Origin of the sequence: Halobellus marinus, assembly GCF_032113415.1 — an archaeon.
In the GTDB taxonomy this organism is placed as follows: Archaea; Halobacteriota; Halobacteria; order Halobacteriales; family Haloferacaceae; genus Haloquadratum; species Haloquadratum marinus.
Map to the genome: position 1 here is coordinate 2,805,190 of NZ_CP134946.1, position 19,644 is coordinate 2,824,833.

A 19,644-nucleotide genomic window follows, 5' to 3' on the forward strand; every position below is an offset into this window, starting at 1 on the left:
CGGACTGACTGGCGGGATGTCACCGCACTGCCAGGAACACCGAGCGCTTTTGTGATCCGGCGCCGTCACTCCGAGAAATGCCACGAGTCATCTGCGCCGGGCACCTGAACTGGGACGTGACGCTCCGCGTCGACTCCCTGCCGGACCCCGACGGCGAGGTTCCGGTCACGGACCGGCGTGCCGGTGGGGGCGGGAGCGCCGGGAACGTGGCGACAGGACTGGCTGATCTCGGCCTCGACGTGGCGCTCCTCGGGAGCGTCGGCGACGACGAGGAGGGACGGCGCGCCCGGGAGGAACTGACCGATGCGGGTGTCGACGCATCCCACGTCGTCACGGCGCCGGACCTGCCGACGACGCGGAAGTACATTGTCGTCGACTCCTCGGGGGAGGTGATGGTGCTCGGCTGCGACGGTGCCAACGAGACGTTCGAGGCGTCGGATCTCCCGGAGTCTTCCCTCGCGGACGCCGAACATCTCCATTTGACGAGTCAGGACCCCGAGACGGCAGCACGACTCGCGGAACGTGCCAAAGCGCACGGGCTTACGGTCAGTTTCGACCCCGGCCGCCGGATCGGTGATCGTGGCTACGGACCGGCGATTTCCGCCGTGGAGTATCTGTTCTTGAACGACCGCGAAGCCGCACTCGCGCTCGATGCGTTCGACCTGACTGAGCAGACGCTCGTTCTCAAACGCGGGCCGGAGGGCGCGGAGATCAGAGACGGTGAACGAGTCGCCCACCCGGGCTACCCGATCGACGTCGTCGATACGACCGGTGCGGGCGATGCCTTCGCTGCGGGGTTCATCGCCGCGCTCGTCGACGGCGCGGACCGTGAACGGGCACTCGCTGTCGCGAACGCCTGCGGTGCGCTCGTCTCGCAAGCCCCGGGCGCACGAACCTCGCTCACCTGGGACGACGTCGACGCGTTCATCGGCGAATGATCGACCTGCCATTCACACTCGCCGTCACGAGGGCCGCACCGAGCCACATCGCGGCAGTTGCAGCAGTCTCATTCGACGCCGTGGCAGGGACTCCCGGGTTGCTCGGACGGTTTCTCCTCGTCTGTAGCGTGTCGGGACTGCTCGCAGCGATCGCGATGGACGTTCCGATGTCGCAGGGTGAAGACGGATTCACACCGGCCTACGTCGCGACCGCCGTGCTCAAACGCACGACGCCGTCGGAAGTCAAATTCGCGGCTGCGATGGTCGTCCACCACGTGGTCGGAATCCTCGCGGGCGGACTCTACGGCGTCGTGTACCTCTCGGCATCGTCACTCATTCCGGGTGTGATGGCCGTCGGCGGCGTCGGTCTGGTGCCGCACCTCGCTGCCACGATCGCCGTCGCCGCGTTCATCTACGGTTTTTTCGCACACTTCGTATTCCCGCGTGCGAGCCGACGAATCTACGAGGAGCGGGCGACCGCGGTTCGCGGCCAGTGGCTCCGTGCCGCGGTGGTCTTCGGCGTGGGCGTCGGCGTCATCGTTCCGACGCTGACGACAGCGCTGTGAACAGTCCTGTACCGGCGGACTGACCGCGTCGCTTTTCACCGCAACCACCGAGTACCCCGGTATGGCGAAACAACCCCACCTGCTGATCGAACCCGGCGACGTGAACGACGTGGCGCTCATTCCGGGCGATCCCGGCCGCGTCGACCGCATCGCCGGCCAGTGTGAGAACCCGGAGACGGTCGCAGAGAACCGCGAGTACAAGATCGTCAACGCCACCTACGAGGGCGTTCCGCTGACGATCTGTTCGACCGGTATCGGCTGTCCGTCAGCCGCGATCGCGGTGGAGGAACTCTCCCGCGTGGGCGTCGAAACCGTCATCCGCGTTGGGACGACGGGCGCGCTACAGGAAGGAATCGAGATCGGCGATATGGTCGTCGCGACCGGCGCAGCCAAGGAGGAAGGCACCTCGAAGCGCTACGAAGACGCCGTGATCCCGGCCGTCCCTGACTACGACGTCCTCTCGGCGCTGGTCGACGCCGCCGAGGATAACGACGAGGACGTCCACGTCGGCCCGATCGTCTCCGACGACGCGTTCTACAACGAAACCGACGCCTACGTCGAGTCGTGGGAGGCCGCGAACCTGCTGGCGATCGAGATGGAGGCCGCCGCGGTGTTCGCGCTCGCGCGGCGCAAGGGGATGGCGGCCGGTGCGATCTGTACGGTCGACGGCAACCTGGTCGAAGGGACACAGAAGGGCGCCGACTCCGACTCGGAACTGCCCGAAAAGGCGAAGAACAACGTCGAGCGGGCAATCGCGCTCACGCTCGACGCAGTCGTCGCACTCGCGTAGGATGGCCGGACAGCGACTCCTCGAAGTCGTGGTCGAACGCCTCAGAGCACTCAGGAGTCGCGTCCGGCGGATCGAGCGGCGCGAACTGTCGGAGTTCCGTCGCTGGATACAGAACACGACCAACCTGCTGCACCTGTCGATCGTGCTTTTCGTCCCGGTGATCATCGGCTTCGTCACCTACCTCTCGAATCAGGTCCAGACGCTGTCGTTCCTGCTGTTCCCGCCGCTGGCCTCGGGGACGTACACGCTCGTTTCGGATCCCGAAGGCCCCTACGCCGACCCGGTCAGGTTCGTCGCGAGTCTGAGCGCGGGCGGTTTCTGCGGGCTTGCCGCACACACGGCAACCCGCTGGGTCTACGGCGGAATCGGCGGCGGAAGCGTCCTCCCGGAAAGTGCCGCGCTCGCAATCTTCCTCACCGGGCTGGTGACCTGGGCGGCCGACATCGAGGCGCCCTCGGCGTTCTCGACGGCCCTGCTGGCGCTCGTGACCGGCGACATCGAGCCGGCGGCGTACGTCGTCAGCATCGTCCTGGCCGCGTCGGTCGTTGCGGTCGCGTTCGTGATCTGGCGCGAGGCGTTCTACGAGAAGCGCGCGAGTTTCCTGTACGACACGGTCCGGGGCGACGACCACGTCCTCATCCCGATGCGTGGCGAAGCGGGCGAACAGACGGCGTTTTTCGGCGCGTGGCTCGCGGCCGCACACGACGCCGGGAAGGTGGTCCTCTGTGAAGTCGTCGAGGCGGACGCCACGAGTGATACCACTGCCGACGGCGAGGGAGCGTCGGCTGCGGCGGATCCTGCACTCACAGCGACGACCGACGACCGCGTCCGGCGACTGGAAGCCGTCGCGTCGATGCTCCGCACCAAGGTCGGCGTCCCCTGTGAGGTGGTCGTCGTCGCGGGTGACCCCGCCGGGGCGACGCTCGAAGCGGCGGAGACGGCCAACTGCGACCTGATCGTGACGCCGTACGAGGAAGAAAGCGGCGCACTGTCCGGATTCGTCCGGAGTATCTTCAACAGCCGTATCGACTCGGTGGCGTTCCGACCGGCCACCGAGCGCCGCCGCTGGAACCGGGTGCTGGTGTTGGTATCCAGGCCAGGTGATATCGCCCACGCGATGATCGATTTCGGGACCAGACTCATCCGGGGACGGGGGACGGTGAGCGTCACGACCTGCATCGACAGCGAAGTGGAGCGTCGGCGGGCCGAGACCCACCTCGATCACCTCGTCGATACGGTCGATGCGAACGTCGAAACCCGCGTCGCGCGGTCGTCGGTCGACGACTTCATCGCGGCCAACGCCGACAGCTACGACCTGCTCGTGCTCGGGTCCAGCGGCGACCGCTCGCCCGTCTCGCGGCTCGTCTCGCCGCCGACGTTCCGCCGTGTCCGCGACCTCGACTGCGACGTCGCAGTGTTCGATCGCGGGGCGCCGTAGGCGACCGAGACCGATCGACGCTTCGGGCTCATTCTCCCAGTGTAGAGTCTGGATCCGTATCTGTATCGCCGTGATCAGCGACACGATCGGTGTTCGAGCCATCAGTTTCTTCGACGGCCTCGGCGGCCGCCTCCATATCATCATCGCCCGCGGTCCCGAGCAGTCGGGTTTCGAGCGTCTCGGCACCCTCTCCGCCGAGCGCGGACTCCGCGAGGAAGTGCGCTCCGAGCGCCGCCGGACTGATGACTGTGTCGGCGCCGGCCCGCTTCAGTTTGTTCACGTTCTCCCGCTGTGTGGCGGCGGCCACGATCGTCACCTCGGGGTTGAGCTGTCTCGCGGTCAGAATCGTGAGTGCGTCCTCCGCGTCGTTCTCCGTCGCGGCCACGACGGCCCGTGCGACGTCGACTCTGCCACGCTGCTGGGCGTTCTCGTCGCTGGGGTCGTCAGTGAGGACGGTGTAGCCACGGTCCGAGAGTCGACGGGCGCGGGCCTCGTCGGGCACGACGACCAGGACGTCGGCTTTGCCGCTGAGTTCTTCGAGAATCGGTTCCGTCAGGTCCCCGTATCCGAGAACGAGGACGTGGTTTGTCAGTACGTCGAGTTGTTCTTCTGTCATACGTCCGAGTGCTTTCGAGAGTCGCGCTTCGATAAGCGGTGTGAAGACTACCCCGAGAACGACGGCGAACGACGAGACGGTCACGAGCACGACCGACAGCGCGAACAGTTCGCCTACCGGGGAGTTGGGGGTGATGTCGCCGTAGCCGACGGTGCTGCCGGTCACGAGAGTGAAGTAGAACGCGTCCAGCAGGGTTTCGACGCCGTCGAACTCTTCTCGCAGGGCGAAGGCGCCGGCGGTCCCGTAGGCCTGGGCCCCCGCCAGCGCCGATAGGGACGCGATCTGGCTCGTCGTCAGGGACAGATCCCGGTCGAACGCCCGGATGTTCAGCCCGACCACGACCAGCGTCAGAATCGACAGCCCGATCAGCGGGAACGAAAACTGTGATGACTGCAGGATCCCCTGTACGGCCGTGACCGGACACAGAAGCAGCGTCGCGTACCACGCCGTGCGCAGTCGCCGCCGGAGCCCGAACGCGGTCAAAAGCAGGACGAATCCCGTCAGTGTCCCCGTGAACGCAGTCACCTGACGAACCACTCCAGGGACGGTCAGGCCGAGCAACTGGAAGACCGCGGCGCTGCCGACACCGATGTTGGCGATCCCGGTCACGACCGACAGCAGGCCGACCAGAAGCGTCAGGACGACCGCCGCGCGCGCGCCGAGCCAGTCCCGCGAGAGCGCCATATCTCACTCTCCCACCCTGCTGATTTAAAAAGACTCGTACGCGTCGTGGGCGATGTCCGAGTCACCGCCACGCCGAAAGTTCGACCACGACGGAGAGGTCGACGGACAGCCAGGTTTCGAGCCGAGCGGTCCCAGTCAGTCCGGGCGGGTGAATCGTCGCGCGGTCGGGGCGACCATCCTGGTCGACGACCGCCAAGCGTAACGCTGGCTCGCGGTCGGACCGCCGCGGCGACCTCACGTCTCTCGCCGCACGTTGACTGATCGGGTCGTCACCGCTTTTGGTGGGAGACTCTGAACCGCTCATCGTGACAGTCGGCGGTTCTCGGGACCGCGGCATAGTCGCTGCTAATTGTGGTCCGGACGGCTATACAGGAGACAATAGCAGAGAGTAGCACTCCGGGATATCGCTCAATCGGCGTCGCTTGCCGTTGTTGTCTCCGGCCGATGTTCCGCGACGATTCGCTCGACGGCGCCCCAATCGACCGGCGGCTCGAACGGATCGAGAGCATCCTCGAAAGCCGCGAGGTCGCTTCCGAACCGGTCGCGCCACGCCCGGTCGGCAGGCGCTTCGAGTTCGGCCTCGATCTCGGCGGTGTGGATCTCGATCCGCTCCAGCCGCTCTGAAAAGTCCGCCGGGACCTCGGTCCCGTCGCGCTCGGCGAGGGCACGGAGGTCTCGGAGTTCGGCGCGGAGGTCGGAGGCCAGAAGCGACAACACGTGCGCCCGCATCCTCGCAGCTGCCCACTGAGCTGCCGGGTCAGCCGTCTCACCCGGCAAATCCGCCACGACAGCCGCGAGTTCCTCGACCGAATCGTAGACGAGGTCGACGTCCTCGTCGAACTCGTCGTGCCGTCGGGCGGGCCGTGCCAGCCACGACCTGAACTCCTCGATGTCGAACGAGAGGTCGTCCGCCGTCGTGGCGATGCCCTGTGCGTCGGTCGCGACCGCTCGAAGCTCCGTGGCAAGTTCGTACGCCGACTCCGGACGCTCCGAGAGGTCCGTAGGAACCGTCAGATCGGGCCGTAGCTCCGAAATCCGCGATTCGACCGCAGAGAGCCGTTCGGCGAACCCGTCGAGTCGCACGCGGACGATGTCCAGGTCGGCGACAGGATCGGCCGCCGCGACTGCGTCCTCGTAGGCGTTCCCGACAAGTTCGACTCGCGTCTCGGCGGTGGCGAGGAGCTTCGACGTGTCCGAAACTGCAGTCTCGATTGCGTTCCGGGTGACCGTCCCGTCGTCGGTGATCGGATCGAGCGCCGCCCGCGCAGCGTCGGCGTCGCAGTCGTCGACCGCGTCGATCACGTCGTCGACCGGGAGTCCGATCGAACCCGATGTACTCATATCCGTTGTCTCACCACCTCTACTCCGTATATCTTCGGTAATTCCGGTACCGAGGTAAATTGAGTCGTCCAGACAGCTCCGGAGCGCTATATATCGGTCTTGCCTGGGACAGAGCGCTCCAGGGCGGTGCCCAGTCACACGGACTGCCCGATAGGGGTATTATAAACCGGTTTATTAGAGATCGGGGTATCAACAGGTGATGCCAGAAGGCAACTCGGGCGGCACAGGAGTATCACGCCGGAAATTCCTCCTCACGTCGGGGGCGATCGGGGCGGCTGGCCTGGCCGGCTGTTCCGCCGAAGGAGAAGGCGGAAACGGCGGTAACGAGGCCTCGGGGGACAGCGGCAGCGATTCGGGCGGGAACGGGGGCGACAGTAGCAGTTCGAGCAGCGACGACGGAATGAACACGAGCCTGCTCAACGCCGAGGGGTCGTCGACGGTGTACCCCATCTCGAACAAGGGCAGTTCCTACTGGAACGCGAATGCGCCGCCGAGCGACGGCGAGTACTGGGGGTCGAACGACGAAAGCACCGTCCCCGGGTGGGACGAACTCGACACCGACCAGAACCTCGCCGACCACTTCGCGGGGCTGTACGGGTTCGAGCCGACGAACCAGCGTTCCGAGGCGCCGTTCCCGACGACGGTGAGCCTGAGCCACTCCGGAACCGGGTGTAAGGCGGTCCGCGACGGCCTCGTCGACATCGGCAACTCCTCGGGGCCGATCACCGCGGAACTCGACCTCAGCGACTCCGAAGCCGAAGAGCAGTTCGTCGACCACGTGGTCGGCCGCGACGGCCAGCCGGTCGTCGTCAGCAGCGACATCTACGATGCCGGCGTCACGCAGCTCACCGGTGAGCAGATCCGCGGGATCTACCAGGACGAGATCACGAACTGGTCGGAGATCGGGGGCCCCGACCAGGAAATATTCGTCATCGGCCGTGCTGAGGGCTCTGGTACCGACACCGCGTTCCGTCTGAACATGCTCGGCGGCGCCGACGCGCCGATGCCGGGCGTCGACTCGCGCTTCGGACAGAATCAGCAGGTCGCCGAGGCCGTCGCCAACAACGACGGCGCGATCGCGTATATGGCGCTGGCGTTCACGAGCGAGTCCGTCCAGCCGATCGGTATCGAGTTCGAGGGAACGCTCTATGAGCCGGACAAGGACGCCGAGAACACGATCTTCGACAGCGCCTACCCGCTCAACCGCGATCTCCATATGTACACGAAAATCACCGATGACACCCCGAGCGGGACCGATCTGCGGGAAGGCGCGTTCCTAAATATGTTCCTGACCACGTTCGGCCAGACAGTCTTCGTCGAGCAGAACAACTACATCCCGCTTCCGACCGCAGACATCGAGTCCGAGGCGGCGAAGCTGCCGGACCAGGCGTAACGAGCCGTCCGTGGCCCGCACACAGTTCGGATTTTTTGTCACACTACAGACACTAGACACGATATGACGAGGGTACAAACCGACGCGCGCGACGCGCTCACGCGGCGGTGGCAGCAGCTTTCGGGATTCGTCGCCGACCAGGAGCCGCAGGCAGTCCTCACTGTCGGGCTGATGGTGGGGTCGCTCCTCGCGGCGCTCGCCGGGTTCCTCCTCGTCTCCCCGCTGACGATCGTCCCCTTTACGGCCTTTCTCGCGACGGCCGGCTACGGGTGGGTCCGACACCAGGGGCTGACCGCACGGATGCTGACCCTCGCGATGACGGCTTCGACCATCCTGATCCTGCTTTTGATCACCCTGTTCATCCTCGTGGAGTCGATTCCGGTGTTCGTCTACGAGAGCGGGACAGTCCTCGGGATCAGCGTGCCGGGGCTCCGGATGTTCACGCAGGCCCGGTGGGATGCGGTGTCGGACCCGGTCCGGTACTCGATGGTGCCGATGATCCACGGCACGGCGATGGTGACGATCATCGCGACCGCCGTCGCCGCGCCGCTCGGCGTCTCCGCGGCGCTTTTCCTCTCCGAGATCGCCCCTGCGACGGTCAGAGAGGTCGTCAAACCCGGCGTCGAGATCCTCGCGGGCATCCCCTCGATCGTGTACGGATTCATCGGATTCACCATCCTGAGCCCGTGGGCTGCCGATCAGTTCCGGACGACCGGCCAGGGATCGTACCTGTTCGTCGGAATCGTCGTCGGGTTGATGGCGCTTCCCACGGTCGTCTCGGTCGCCGAAGACGCCCTGAGCAGCGTGCCCGAATCGATGAAGAGCGGGTCGCTCGCGATGGGGACCACAGACTGGCAGACGATGACGTCCATCACGCTGCCGGCCGCGTTCTCCGGCGTCTCCGCGGCGGTCCTGCTCGGAGTCGGGCGCGCGATCGGCGAGACGATGGCGGCGACGGTGATGCTCCGGGGCGTCCCGCAGTTGACGAAGCCGCTGTACAACGCGTTCTACGGCCAGGCAACGCTCACGTCGCTGATCGCGAACAACTACGGCGAGGCCGACGGCCTGCAGATGGACGCGCTGTTCGCCGCGGGCGTCATCCTCTTTCTCACCGTTCTCGTTATCTCGATCGGTTCGCAGTACATCGAATGGCAGATGCGACGGAAGCTGGGAGGTGAGAACTGATGGCGGGTGCGACCGAGACTCGGCTCGTCAGCCGGGACACCTCTCGGGCGACGGCGGTCGCGGCCGTGGCCATCGGGCTCGCGGCGGTGCTCTTCGTACTGTCGTTTGCGGCTCTCTTCGAGGTACTCACGATCAGCGACCCGGTCGGCGGCGTGCCGGTCGTCGCGATACTGGGCGGCGTCCTGCTGCTGCTCGGGGGGGCCGTGATCGTGTTCGGCGTCGGCTCGTATCTGGGCGTCGTCGAGACCCAACCCAGCGAGAGCGCCGGCCTCGTCGCGGCGGCGGCGTTCTCGATCGTGTGGTTGACGATCGGGGGAGCGATCGCGGCGCAGGTCGTAAACGCAGGCGAGATCGGCTCGATCGTCGCTGCCCTCCTCGTCGGCGGCGCGGCCTTCGCAGTGACCGCCGTCCCGCGCGAGGACGTCGGATCGACACTCCCGGCGGGCGCGGTGAGCCTGCTCACTGGCGCGGCGTACGTCACCGGCACGATCGGTCCCGGGTGGGTCTGGGAGCTGCGTTTCGAGCAACAGGCGTCGCTGACCGCGGAGTTCGTGATTCCAGTTGCCACCCTGTTCTGTGCCCTCCTGACCGGGTGGGCGGCCGCGAAGGCCTACGGCGGCTTCGGCGCCCGCGGCCGGCGGATGGGGGCGTACCTGCTCATCTACCTCAACGCCGGCTCGATCGTCGGCGTCCTGTTCATTCTGGTCGCGTTCACCACGTTCAAGGGGCTACCGGGACTGTTCACCGGCGCCGAGGTCGGCCCCGGAGCCGGCCCGGCGGTCTTCGGCATCTCCCTCCCGGTGTCTCTCCCGTTCGTGATGAACGGCGTGGCGCTGCTCAACGACTTCCAAGGCGTGCTACCGGCGATCGCCGGGACGATCTGGCTGGTCGTCGGGGCGGTCCTGTTTTCCGTCCCGCTGGGCGTCGGCGCGGCGATCTTCCTGACCGAATACGCCGAGCGCGGACGGTTCACTCAGGTGGTCGAGATCGCGACCAACGGGCTCTGGAGCACGCCGAGCATCGTGTTCGGGCTCTTCGGCTTTGCCTTCCTCGTCCCGCGGTTCGGCGGCGGCAAGTCCCTGCTCTCCGGGATGCTGACACTCGGGTTTATGCTCTTGCCGCTGGTGCTGATCACGAGCCGCGAGGCGATGCTCGCGGTCCCAGACGAATACCGCGATGCGAGCGCGGCACTCGGCGTCTCGAAGTGGCAGACCATCCGGAGCGTCGTGGTCCCCGCAGCGCTTCCCGGCGTCGTGACCGGCGTCATCCTCGGCGTCGGACGGATCGCCGGCGAGACAGCGCCGATCCTGCTGACGATGACGGGCGGCACGTTCGTGCCGGGCGGACAGACAGTCGACGTCATCGGCGGCTTCCAGTTCACCTCGACGCCGCCGTTCGTCGCCAACCCCGAACTCCTCCAGGCGACGACCGCACTCCCGTTCCAACTGTACGCCCTGATCACGGCCGGCGTCGGACTGGGCGACAGCGTCACCTCACCCGAGCAGTTCCAGTGGGCAACCGCGTTCGTTCTCCTTCTGGTGGTGCTTTCGTTCTACGCGATCGGGATCGGGGCGCGGTACTACTTCCGGAGGAAGCTCAACTATGAGTAAATCACAACAGATGTCGACCGACACAGGAGGCACCGACGGCGCAGTGGAGACGACTGCGGGCGAGACTGACGAACGCGTGCGCGAGAAGTGGCGCGACTACTCCTTCGACGGCCGCACGAAGGTCGCCGTCGAGGACCTCGACGTGTACTACGGCGACGACCAGGCGCTGGATGGGGTTTCGATGGAGATTCCCGAGCAGAGTGTCACCGCGCTCATCGGGCCGTCCGGCTGCGGCAAATCCACGTTCCTCCGGTGTCTCAATCGGATGAACGACCGCGTGTCCAGCGCACGGATAGACGGCTCCGTCGCCCTGGACGGCCAGGAGATCTACCAGGAGGGTGTGAACCTCGTCGAGCTCCGCAAGCGCGTCGGGATGGTGTTCCAGTCGCCGAACCCGTTCCCGAAGTCCATCCGAGAGAACGTCGCGTACGGTCCCGAAAAGCACGGCGACATCAACACCGGTCTGCTCGCCAGACTGCTCGGCCGCAGCAACGAGGCCGACCGCGACGAACTGGTCGAGCGGTGTCTCCGCGATGCTGCGCTGTGGGACGAGGTCGAAGCCCGACTCGACGACAACGCGCTCGGCCTCTCCGGCGGCCAGCAGCAACGCCTCTGCATTGCCCGGTGTCTCTCCGTGGACCCGGAGGTCATCCTGATGGACGAGCCGGCCTCCGCACTCGATCCGATCGCGACCGCCAAGATCGAAGACCTCATCGACGAACTCAGCGAGGAGTACACCGTCGTGATCGTCACCCACAATATGCAGCAGGCCGCGCGGATTTCAGATCAGACGGCTGTGTTCCTCACCGGTGGGAAACTCGTCGAGTACGGCGACACAGATCAAGTCTTCGAAAACCCCCAAAGCGAACGCGTCGAGGATTACATCACCGGCAAGTTCGGGTGATTCCGTGCCGCGTGAATCGTATCAGGAGTCGCTCTCTGAGCTCCGCGCGGACGTGCTGGCGATGGGTGAGTTGGTCCTCGAACGGCTCGAAGTGGCCGTAAGCGGCATCGGAGCCACCGAAGCGCCCCAGTCGTTCGCTCTCGCTGCCGGGGACGAAGAGATAAACGATCGCTATCTCGATCTCGAACGTCGCTGTATCGATCTGATCGCACTGCAACAGCCCGTTGCTGGTGATCTCCGGACCGTCGTCGCTTCCTTCAAGATACTCACAGACATCGAACGCGTCGGCGATCTGGCGGTCAACCTCGTCCAGTACACGCGCTCGGTCCGACAGTCGAGTGGGATCGACCTCGACCTTCGCGACATCGGCCGCGACGCGAGGGCACTGTTCGAGCGGAGCCTCGACGCCTACGCCGCAGCGGACGCGGCCGCCTGTCGTGAGATCGCCGACCGCGACGACGAGATCGACGCCGTCTGTCAGCGGGCGAGCGAGACCGTCACCCGGGGATTGATCGAGAACGAGACCAAGACCGATCCGTGGGCGGTCGAGCGGATCCTCGACGACGTCTCGCGGATCCTCCTGACGATCCGGGACGTAGAACGGATCGCCGATCACGCCGTCAACATCGCCGCACGGACGCTGTATATGATCGAAAACGATCCGGAGCTCATCTACTGACCGATGGAGACTCGCAAGATACAGTCGGTCGGCGGCGGCACCTACACCGTGTCGCTCCCGCGGGAGTGGGCAGCGTCCCAGGGTCTCGACGCAGGCGACGTCGTGAACCTCCACACTCACATCGACGGTGTCGTGGTGATCCAGACCGAGGCTGAGACCGACGAGCTTCCGGCAGCGGTTACCATCGGCGTGGAGAACGACGAGGCGGGACCCCTCGAACAGATTATCCGCGCGGCGTACGCTGCCGGCGTCACCGAGGTGACGCTCCAATCCGAAGACGGATTCACCGCCGAGCAGCGACGGGTCGTCGAGCGGACCGTCCAGAACCTCACCGGCATCTCAATCTTCGAAGAAAGCGAAGCGTCGATCCGCCTCGTGACGCCGCTGGATCCCGGAGAAATCTCGGTCCACCAATCGGTCAGACAGCTCCGGTTCGTCGCCCTGTCGATGCACCGGGATGCGACCGCCGCGTTAACCGGAGCGGCGTCGCCGGAGTCGCTCGCTGGACGCGACGAACAGGCCGACCGGCTGTACGCGCTGATCGAACGGTCACTCGGTCGGGGGCTCTCCCGACTCGACGAAGTGGACGCCCTCGGCGTCACCCGCTCGGAGCTGTTCGAGCTGTGGCTGACCACACGCGAACTGGAGCGCGTGGCCGACCACGCCGAGGGGCTCACCACGGTCGCAGCGACGACAGACGCGCCGATGACGGACACCGTGCGGGAACGGACCGCCACGCTCGCCGAACGGGCTCGGGAGGTCGTCGCCGACGCCGTGGGCGTCGTCGTGGGTGATCTCGATGTCGGCGTCGCACAGCGCGTGCTGAGCGACCGTGACGCCGTGCTGACCGACCTCGATGCACTCGAAGCGGGCTCCGAGTCAGCTGTGACCATAGATCCGGGGTACCGACTGGCCTACGATCGACTCCGGCGGACGGCCGAACACGGCGGCAACATTGCCGAACTGGCGCTGCGGCGGGCGATCCGTCGCGGCGAGTTGGGTGTCGACGGGCCCGTCGACGACGACGTCGTGACCACAGGCGAGAGAACGGCCAGGGAAACTGACTCTTCGGATGCGTCGACATCGGTCGACGACGATATCGCGACTAGCTCTGATTCTCCAACCCCGTCGACACCGGTCGACGGCGACGACGAGACACAGTAACTCGAGCTCCGCGCTGACCTCAGTGCGCGACCGGTGTCTCGCTCGGCGCCGCCGACGAGACGATGGACGTCGTCACCGTCGGCGCCGGCAGCCAACTCGACGGCGCGACCGTCGGGAGCATCGATGTAACCGTCGCCGCGGTTCGGAGCGAGGGAGGCGGCATCGAACCGATTCCGGCACGAAGTCGAACGCTTGTATCGGGCGACGAACTGTATCTCGTTGCCCGCCCGGAACGGCTCCGGAAGGTCGCCAGGGAGGCGGCAGCATCGGAGCGGAAGTAAGGGCGGCTCGTCCAACCCCGTAACGCTCAACTCGCCCGGCACGCGAGTGGGAGTATGCACACGGTTACCTGGCGACTGTTCGCCGATCTGGCCGAAGTCGCGGACGGTCGGGAACACACCGTCTCGATCGACTCCGACGCGGTCGTCGAAGACGCACTCGACGCACTGCTGGCTGACCGCGAGGCCCTGCGCGATCGCGTGTTCGACGGAGACGCGCTGGCCGAGGACGTGAACCTGATGCGGAACGGCTCGCCTGCGTCCCTCTCCGACCCGGTGGAGGCCGAAGACGAACTCGCGATGTTCCCGCCGGTCACCGGTGGCGCGCGATAGCGGGCGAGAGAAAGACAGCGACAGCGCCGGACTCGCCTACGACAGCCACTCGTCGGGCTTCGTGTCGTAGTCGACGTCGGCGGCCTCGATCCGCGCCTCCAGTTCGGGGTCGAGTTCGTGTTCCTCGAAGGCGTCGCCGTCGTAGCGGATCCTGATCCCGACCTCGGTCGGTTCCGGTTCGCGATTGCGCCGGCGGGCGACCTCGACCTCGTGGTCGTCGTACTCCTTGCGGATCGTCATCAGGTTCACCGGCCGGCCCCACAGTTCGTGGACGCGTTCGAGGACGTCCCGGGCCTCGTCGAGATCGAGCATAATGCCGTTGTACCGGTGGCCAACGAGGAGTTCGCCGCGGTTCTCGAAGTTGTCGTCGAACACCGCGATCGTCGGCTTCCCGAAATTCGTGAACTGCAGCAGGAGCTTCTTTTTCACGTCCTCGGGATCAGTGGAGGCGACGCGGAAGTCGCCGGTCGACCGCGTGTACTCGTACGTGAAGTAGTCGTTCGCCTCGACGAACTCCGGAGAGAGGAACGCGTCGACGAAGGTCACGTCGTTGTGGCTCTCTCTGATCTCCGCCATCCGGTCCCAGCCGGCGGTTTTGTCGACATCGTCGATCGCCGCCTCGACGCTCTCGTACTTCGTGTCGTCGAACATATACCGCGACAGCTGTTCGAGTTCCGAACGCCGAATCCGGCGGACGAATCCCCTATTCTGGGGTTTCACGAGCGAGAAGTGCCGCTCGGCCAGGCCCTCGTAGGTGAGGACCTTCCACGGGTAGCGGTCGACGTCGACCGCGTCGGGATCAGACAGCGCCCGATCCAGCGTCTCCCAGTCGACCCGCGAGTCGTCGTCGGGGAGCGCGGCGAGGTCAGTCAGGGTGTCGGATCGGATCGAATCGATCGCCTCCGGTGGCTCCAGAAGCGACTGCACGCGCTCGAAGTCGACGGCGTCGTGGAAGTTCCGCCAGGTGATGCCCTCGACGCGGAGCAGTTTGTCGGCCACCTCGCGGCGGTTGGCGGTGTTCTCGACGTACTCCCACAGTTCCTTGCCGAGCTTGTAGGGGTTCATCCCCGGCGAGCCCAGCACCCGCGCTTGGTGGTCGGCGTAGGTAAGGAACTCGTCGGTGCCCGCGAAGCGCTCTTCGCCCATCATCATCGATTCCCAGAAGGCTGCCCACCCCTCGTTCATCGTCTTCGTCATCTTCTGCGGGGCGAAGTAGTACGCCTCCCGGCGGAGCAGATCCAGGATGTCCTTCTGCCAGGCTTCCATCTCGACGGCCTCGCCGTCCTCCTCGTCGTAGACCGTTCCGTGCTCTCTGAGGAAGCCGAGCACGTCGGTTCGCGGGCGGTCGAGGTCGGCGGCGGCCGCCTCCGATTCGGCGAGGTCGTCGAGCCACTCGTCGTCGAAGACCTCCCCGCGGACCGTCTCGGAGACGTCCATCTCCTCGAGCCGGTCCCGGAGGTCCTCGGGCTGGGTTCGCTCGCCGCCCCTGTCGACCGACAGCGGCCAGTGCTGGTCGATCGTGTCTTCCAGGCAGGTGACGGCGTCGACGAAGCGCTCGACGTCCTCGCGGTCGATGTCGGGATCGTCGATGTACCGCTCGATCGTCTCGGCGTGTCGCTCCAACATCGCGGCCGCGTCGAGGTCGCCGTCGCCCGAGAAGCGGCTGAACCACTCGTTGTTGCGGAAGAAGTCCGCGTGGGCCTCGACGTGGGTGATGACCGCCTTCTGATCTGCCAGGGAGTTCGACTCCTGCAGGAAGGCGTGGCTGGGATCGTCGTTGTTGACGATCTCGAAGGCCTTGCCCATCCCGAACTGGTCTTGCTTCTTCTGGCGGTCGTAGGTCATCCCCCAGCGCCAGTGCGGGTAGCGGGACTGGAACCCGCCGTAGGCGATGAGTTCGTTCATCTCGTCGTGGTCGACGATCCAGTAGTTCACCGGGTAGGGGTCGAGGCCGAGCTTTCGCGCCAGCGCGGCGGCCTCCTGCACCGGCTCTTCGAGCCGCTCGGCCTCCTCGCGTGCCGCCCGTCTGAAACTTCGTGGTCGTGCGGTCATAGTCGTGGTTCGTGTCGCGGTGCTTCGTTCGGCTGCATCACGATGCCTCCGGCGCGTCCGTGGTCGTCTCCGATTCCGGCTGCAGGATCTGGTAGATCGCGTCGGTGACGTCTTCGGCCGATCCGACCGAGGCGACTACGACGTCGTCGCGGTCGGAGAACGCCCGTGCGACCTCCTCGGCGTGCGTCGCGTTGATCGCGGTGCCGCCGGGCTGGGTCTCCACGTACGCGTGGAGGTTCGCGGGGATCTCTCGCATCAGCGGGACGACATTCTCCGTGGTGTCGTTCGAGGAGTTCTCCGAGTCGCCCGCGGCGAAGACGTACCGGTTCCACTCCGCCCACGGGTACTCCGCTTCGAGGATTTCCTTTGCGAGTTCGTAGGCGCTGGAGATCCGCGTCCCGCCGCCCGAGCGGATGCCGAAGAAGTCCTCGCGGTCGACCTCCCAGGCGTCGGCGTCGTGGGCGATGTAGACGAACTCCGCGTTGTCGTACTTGCCCTGAAGATACCAATCAAGCGGCGTGAACGTCCGCTCGACGAGTTCGCGTTTGGTCTCCCGCATCGACCCCGAGACGTCGCGGATGTTGACGACGACGACGTTCTTCTGCTTTTTCTCCTCTATCTCCGGATGTCGGTACCGCTCGTCGTCCGGCCGGAAGGGGATCTGTTTCAATCCGTCGCGGCGGATCCGCTGGACTGTGGTCGTGCGCTCGACGTTCTCTGCCATCTCCTCGAAGGAGCCCCAGCGGCCGCGTTGGTCGTCGTCGATCTCGTCCCACTCGGACTCGATCCACGACAGCGAGACGAGGATGTTCTCCTCCCGACACCACTCGAACACGGACCGGGGCGTCGCGCCCGCGACCCTCATCGCCTCGCGGACGAATGACTCGTCGAAGTCGGTCGCGAGCTTCCGCTTGAGGCCGCGTTTGAACAGCCGCTCGAAATCGAGGGTGCTGTTCGGGCCCGTCCGAGTGACGTCGGTGAAGTCGCCCTCGATCTCCTCGATCACTTCCTTGCCCTTCGGTTCCAGATCCAAGCCGAGTTCCTCGTCGAGTTCTTCTGCGAACTCCTCGGGGTCCATCTCGTAGTGCCCGTGATCGCCGCCTTCCTCGCCGGGCTCTCCCTCCTCGCCGTCCTCGTCGCCGTCGCCCTCACCGGGCTGTGGCTGGGGTTGGCCGATGGGCTGGCCGACGTCCGGCGTGTCGCCGTCGCCCTGGCCGACGCCGCCGCGGTCGAGTTGGTCGTACGTGAACTCCGGCAGATCGACGACCTTGATCGGGATCTCGATGTGGTCGGCGTCGGAGCCGCTGAGGTCGCCGTAGCGGATGAACGATTCGAGGTCCTCGCGCCGTTCCTCGCCGACTTCCCGGAACCGTTCGAGGTCCTCTCTCAGTCCCATCGGTGTCTCACCTCGCGCATCACCGCGCGGCTGGTCAACTCCGCCGACGCGGGCGTGTAGCCCCGGTCGGTCAGTTCCGCGATAGTCCGTTCCTTCAGCCGTTCAGTCTCCGTGTTCTCCGGCGGGTCCTCCCAGTGTGCGGGGTCGAAGTCCTCGTAGAGCCGGCGGACGTCGTCCCAGTCGTAGGTGTCGAGCACCGAGCGGATCACCGGAATCTCGGTCAGATCGACGTCGTCGACGGTGAACCCCTCGTCGCGGTTCTGCCACGCGTAGCGGTTCAACGCGGTGATGATCCGCTCGCGGCGGAACTCCTCGACGCGGTCTTTCGGCTCGTTGCCGCGGTAGTCGCCGTCGCCGAACCGTCCGAGCTGTTCGGTCTCGAAGAGCTTCATCAAAAGCGGATCCGGATCCGCCGGGCCGCGCTCGGTTTCGACCTGTTCGTCGCCGTCCCACGCGTAGACGTGTTCGACGTACTCGGCGACGGTCTCACGCTCGACGGAGTGCTCCGAGAGCAGCGCCGCGAGCACGTCGGTCTCCTGTCTGTCGCGGACGTACGCCTTCGCCATCGACACTCGGCCCTCGTACTCGGCGCGTTCCGAGCGGGAGAAGACGGGGGCGTTCCCCAGTCCGTCGGCCATCGCATCGAGCACGTCCTCGGGGAGCACGACCCGCTCGACGTCGAGGTCGGCGTGCCGCCGCTCGGTGTCCTCGTGTAACAGATCGGCGATGACGTCGCGCGTGAAGGTCACGGGGATCCCGTGAATCCCCTCGTCGTCGCTGTCGAAATTGAACTCCTCGATCGAGGTTCGGCCGTCGTCCTCCCGGAGGTAGCCGAAGTCGAAGAGCAACGCTTTGTCGAGAAGGTCATAGCCCGCCGGCACGTCCTCGGCGTCGAGCCGCGTGAGGACGCTGTACATCGCCGCGGCCTCGACCGCGTGCGGTGCCAGTTCCCGGGCCCTGACCGTTCCCTTCCCGCTGCGAACGTCGATCGAGAGGGGGGCGCGGACCCGCTCGCGGAGTTCTTCCTCGTCGTCGACGGCCCAGACAGTCGTCTCCGCTGTGAGTTCTCGGCGGATCAGTTCCGCTTCGAGGGAGACGTTCGTGAGGTACCGGAACTCGTGTTTGTCCAGCCGGCGCTTCAGCGCCTTCAGCGGGTCGCGGCCGTTGCGGTCGGCGTACTTGTCGAGTTCGGCGTCCAGGTCGGGGTTCGAGATGATGACCAGTTGCGTGTCGACGTCCATCCCGATGCCCTTGTCCAGTTTCACGCGCCCCTCGTCGGGGACGTTCAGGAGTTTCCGGAGCAGGTCCGCGTGCTGGGCGGCGTCCTCGACGACCGTCAGGAGGCCGTTGCCCTGCGAGAGCACGCCGTCGTAGCTGAACGCCTGCGGGTTCTTCCGCCCGCGGGAGTCGAGTTCGCGAAGCATTCCCGGCATCCACGACCCGACGAGCCGTTCTTTTGGCGTTCCGTCGTCCTCGGAGTGGAGGACGCCGATCCCCTGACCGACGTCGACGACGTAATTCTTCACACGCAGGTGAGCGGGGTCAGTCACCGCCGAAAACAGGTCCCGCGTCCCCTCGCGGCGGTACTGCTCCTCCAGATACTCGTAGGCCTCCCGGCTGAACGGGTCGAGTTCCTCTGCGACCGTGATCGGGACGTGGCCGTCGGCTTCCCGGTTCAGCGCCGCCAGCAACTCCTCGCGCACGCTCGGCGGGAACACCGACAGCGGGTGCGACTGGACCGGGCTCTCGTACCAGTCCGATTCCCGATCGGTGGCGGTCGTCTCGCCGCCGTACGAGAGGCCGCGGGTGTCGTCCGCGGCGGCGATGTTCCACTCGACCGTGTAGCGCCGGCCGGCCGGGGTCTTCGAGTACGCGCGCAATCCGTTGATCAGGCAGCGTTTCAGTTCGGACTTCCCCGTCGCAGTCGGGCCGTCGAACCAGAGGATCTTCTCCGATTTCCCCCGGTCGGCCGCGATGGTCCGGAGGTCGTCGACAAAGCGGTTCAGCACCTCCGTGTTGCCGAGGACGGCGTGTTCGCCGTCGTTCTCGGGGTCGTCGAAGAAGCGGTACCGCTCGCGCGTCTCCCCTTCTTCGAGGACCGTCCGCGTGCCCATCGATTCGATCGCGTCCAGCAGGTACTTCGAGGCGTGAGCGGCGACCGACGGTCGCTCGAAGGCGGCATCGACGTACTCTGCGAGGCTCATCGGCTCCTCGTAGGTGCCGCGGAGGTGGTCGTCGGCGGCCTCGACGTAGTCCCGCGCGGCGTCGGGGCCCGAC

The 19,644-nt window shown here is 66.1% G+C and carries 18 protein-coding genes; 12 read left to right on the top strand and 6 right to left on the bottom strand.

Annotation, left to right across the window (positions count from 1 at the left end; all coding sequences use genetic code 11):
• Window positions 1–77 precede the first annotated feature (77 nt).
• The 4 genes from RJT37_RS13865 (at window position 78) to RJT37_RS13880 (ending at window position 3,732) form a co-directional block, all read left to right on the top strand.
• Window positions 78–938 carry an ATP-dependent ribose-1-phosphate kinase gene (locus tag RJT37_RS13865; RefSeq protein ID WP_313685356.1) on the top strand — a complete coding sequence of 287 codons (861 nt, stop codon included), beginning with the start codon at window positions 78–80 and terminating at the stop codon, window positions 936–938.
• Complete coding sequence (locus RJT37_RS13870) at window positions 935–1,504, top strand: hypothetical protein (RefSeq protein ID WP_313685358.1); 570 nt, start codon at window positions 935–937, stop codon at window positions 1,502–1,504. The genes RJT37_RS13865 and RJT37_RS13870 overlap by 4 nt, the downstream gene beginning before the upstream one ends.
• A gap of 61 nt (window positions 1,505–1,565) precedes the next feature.
• A complete protein-coding gene (locus RJT37_RS13875; protein WP_313685359.1) occupies window positions 1,566–2,294 on the top strand; it encodes a guanosine phosphorylase in 729 nt (242 codons plus the stop codon).
• A gap of 1 nt (window position 2,295) precedes the next feature.
• On the top strand, window positions 2,296–3,732 hold the full coding sequence (locus RJT37_RS13880) for a universal stress protein (RefSeq protein ID WP_313685360.1): 1,437 nt from the start codon (window positions 2,296–2,298) through the stop codon (window positions 3,730–3,732).
• A 28-nt stretch (window positions 3,733–3,760) separates the two neighbouring features.
• Here RJT37_RS13880 and RJT37_RS13885 read toward each other — a convergent pair whose 3' ends face one another.
• From RJT37_RS13885 to RJT37_RS13895, 3 genes are all read right to left on the bottom strand, one after another.
• Window positions 3,761–5,032, bottom strand: a complete 1,272-nt coding sequence (locus tag RJT37_RS13885; RefSeq protein ID WP_313685361.1) for an NAD-binding protein — start codon at window positions 5,030–5,032, stop codon at window positions 3,761–3,763.
• A gap of 61 nt (window positions 5,033–5,093) precedes the next feature.
• Window positions 5,094–5,336, bottom strand: coding sequence for a DUF7511 domain-containing protein (locus RJT37_RS13890; RefSeq protein ID WP_313685363.1), 243 nt, complete (start codon window positions 5,334–5,336; stop codon window positions 5,094–5,096).
• Between the two features lie 104 nt (window positions 5,337–5,440).
• Window positions 5,441–6,373 (bottom strand): halo transducer protein, encoded by a 933-nt coding sequence (locus RJT37_RS13895; protein WP_313685365.1) that lies wholly within the window; start codon window positions 6,371–6,373, stop codon window positions 5,441–5,443.
• A gap of 199 nt (window positions 6,374–6,572) precedes the next feature.
• Here RJT37_RS13895 and RJT37_RS13900 point away from each other — a divergent pair, with 199 nt between their 5' ends.
• The 8 genes from RJT37_RS13900 to RJT37_RS13935 all read left to right on the top strand — a co-directional run bounded on the left by RJT37_RS13900 (window position 6,573) and on the right by RJT37_RS13935 (window position 13,919).
• Window positions 6,573–7,766: a substrate-binding domain-containing protein gene (locus RJT37_RS13900; protein WP_313685366.1), complete on the top strand. Its 1,194-nt coding sequence runs from the start codon at window positions 6,573–6,575 to the stop codon at window positions 7,764–7,766.
• A gap of 63 nt (window positions 7,767–7,829) precedes the next feature.
• The gene (gene pstC, locus RJT37_RS13905; RefSeq protein ID WP_313685367.1) at window positions 7,830–8,951 is read left to right on the top strand and encodes a phosphate ABC transporter permease subunit PstC; all 1,122 of its coding nucleotides are present in this window, start codon (window positions 7,830–7,832) and stop codon (window positions 8,949–8,951) included.
• A complete protein-coding gene (gene pstA, locus RJT37_RS13910) occupies window positions 8,951–10,561 on the top strand; it encodes a phosphate ABC transporter permease PstA (protein ID WP_313685369.1) in 1,611 nt (536 codons plus the stop codon). Before pstC ends, pstA begins: the two co-directional genes overlap by 1 nt.
• Window positions 10,554–11,465, top strand: coding sequence for a phosphate ABC transporter ATP-binding protein PstB (gene pstB / locus RJT37_RS13915; RefSeq protein ID WP_313685370.1), 912 nt, complete (start codon window positions 10,554–10,556; stop codon window positions 11,463–11,465). Before pstA ends, pstB begins: the two co-directional genes overlap by 8 nt.
• A 4-nt stretch (window positions 11,466–11,469) precedes the next feature.
• Window positions 11,470–12,144 carry a phosphate signaling complex protein PhoU gene (gene phoU / locus RJT37_RS13920; RefSeq protein WP_313685371.1) on the top strand — a complete coding sequence of 225 codons (675 nt, stop codon included), beginning with the start codon at window positions 11,470–11,472 and terminating at the stop codon, window positions 12,142–12,144.
• Between the two features lie 3 nt (window positions 12,145–12,147).
• On the top strand, window positions 12,148–13,308 hold the full coding sequence (locus RJT37_RS13925) for an AbrB/MazE/SpoVT family DNA-binding domain-containing protein (RefSeq protein WP_313685373.1): 1,161 nt from the start codon (window positions 12,148–12,150) through the stop codon (window positions 13,306–13,308).
• A gap of 62 nt (window positions 13,309–13,370) precedes the next feature.
• Complete coding sequence (locus RJT37_RS13930; RefSeq protein ID WP_313685374.1) at window positions 13,371–13,589, top strand: hypothetical protein; 219 nt, start codon at window positions 13,371–13,373, stop codon at window positions 13,587–13,589.
• Between the two features lie 54 nt (window positions 13,590–13,643).
• On the top strand, window positions 13,644–13,919 hold the full coding sequence (locus RJT37_RS13935; RefSeq protein ID WP_313685376.1) for a ubiquitin-like small modifier protein 1: 276 nt from the start codon (window positions 13,644–13,646) through the stop codon (window positions 13,917–13,919).
• A 36-nt stretch (window positions 13,920–13,955) separates the two neighbouring features.
• Here the strand turns inward: RJT37_RS13935 and RJT37_RS13940 are convergent, their stop codons facing one another.
• Genes RJT37_RS13940 through RJT37_RS13950 form a run of 3 tightly spaced genes read right to left on the bottom strand, consistent with a single transcriptional unit; the run spans window position 13,956 to window position 19,571 of the window.
• Window positions 13,956–15,971 carry a SpoVR family protein gene (locus RJT37_RS13940; RefSeq protein ID WP_313685378.1) on the bottom strand — a complete coding sequence of 672 codons (2,016 nt, stop codon included), beginning with the start codon at window positions 15,969–15,971 and terminating at the stop codon, window positions 13,956–13,958.
• A 37-nt stretch (window positions 15,972–16,008) separates the two neighbouring features.
• The gene (locus RJT37_RS13945; RefSeq protein ID WP_313685379.1) at window positions 16,009–17,367 is read right to left on the bottom strand and encodes a YeaH/YhbH family protein; all 1,359 of its coding nucleotides are present in this window, start codon (window positions 17,365–17,367) and stop codon (window positions 16,009–16,011) included.
• On the bottom strand, window positions 17,358–19,571 hold the full coding sequence (locus tag RJT37_RS13950; RefSeq protein WP_313689986.1) for a PrkA family serine protein kinase: 2,214 nt from the start codon (window positions 19,569–19,571) through the stop codon (window positions 17,358–17,360). Before RJT37_RS13950 ends, RJT37_RS13945 begins: the two co-directional genes overlap by 10 nt.
• Window positions 19,572–19,644 lie beyond the last annotated feature (73 nt).

Coding starts and splice junctions, on each gene's coding strand:
- pstA (WP_313685369.1), top strand. CDS start 8,951: ATGGCGGGTGCGACCGAGACTCGGCTCGTCAGCCGGGACACCTCTCGG.
- RJT37_RS13945 (WP_313685379.1), bottom strand. CDS start 17,367: ATGGGACTGAGAGAGGACCTCGAACGGTTCCGGGAAGTCGGCGAGGAA.
- RJT37_RS13890 (WP_313685363.1), bottom strand. CDS start 5,336: ATGAGCGGTTCAGAGTCTCCCACCAAAAGCGGTGACGACCCGATCAGT.
- RJT37_RS13935 (WP_313685376.1), top strand. CDS start 13,644: ATGCACACGGTTACCTGGCGACTGTTCGCCGATCTGGCCGAAGTCGCG.
- RJT37_RS13925 (WP_313685373.1), top strand. CDS start 12,148: ATGGAGACTCGCAAGATACAGTCGGTCGGCGGCGGCACCTACACCGTG.
- RJT37_RS13930 (WP_313685374.1), top strand. CDS start 13,371: ATGGACGTCGTCACCGTCGGCGCCGGCAGCCAACTCGACGGCGCGACC.
- RJT37_RS13880 (WP_313685360.1), top strand. CDS start 2,296: ATGGCCGGACAGCGACTCCTCGAAGTCGTGGTCGAACGCCTCAGAGCA.
- RJT37_RS13870 (WP_313685358.1), top strand. CDS start 935: ATGATCGACCTGCCATTCACACTCGCCGTCACGAGGGCCGCACCGAGC.
- pstC (WP_313685367.1), top strand. CDS start 7,830: ATGACGAGGGTACAAACCGACGCGCGCGACGCGCTCACGCGGCGGTGG.
- RJT37_RS13885 (WP_313685361.1), bottom strand. CDS start 5,032: ATGGCGCTCTCGCGGGACTGGCTCGGCGCGCGCGCGGCGGTCGTCCTG.
- RJT37_RS13940 (WP_313685378.1), bottom strand. CDS start 15,971: ATGACCGCACGACCACGAAGTTTCAGACGGGCGGCACGCGAGGAGGCC.
- RJT37_RS13865 (WP_313685356.1), top strand. CDS start 78: ATGCCACGAGTCATCTGCGCCGGGCACCTGAACTGGGACGTGACGCTC.
- RJT37_RS13950 (WP_313689986.1), bottom strand. CDS start 19,571: ATGAGCCTCGCAGAGTACGTCGATGCCGCCTTCGAGCGACCGTCGGTC.
- RJT37_RS13900 (WP_313685366.1), top strand. CDS start 6,573: ATGCCAGAAGGCAACTCGGGCGGCACAGGAGTATCACGCCGGAAATTC.
- pstB (WP_313685370.1), top strand. CDS start 10,554: ATGAGTAAATCACAACAGATGTCGACCGACACAGGAGGCACCGACGGC.
- RJT37_RS13895 (WP_313685365.1), bottom strand. CDS start 6,373: ATGAGTACATCGGGTTCGATCGGACTCCCGGTCGACGACGTGATCGAC.
- RJT37_RS13875 (WP_313685359.1), top strand. CDS start 1,566: ATGGCGAAACAACCCCACCTGCTGATCGAACCCGGCGACGTGAACGAC.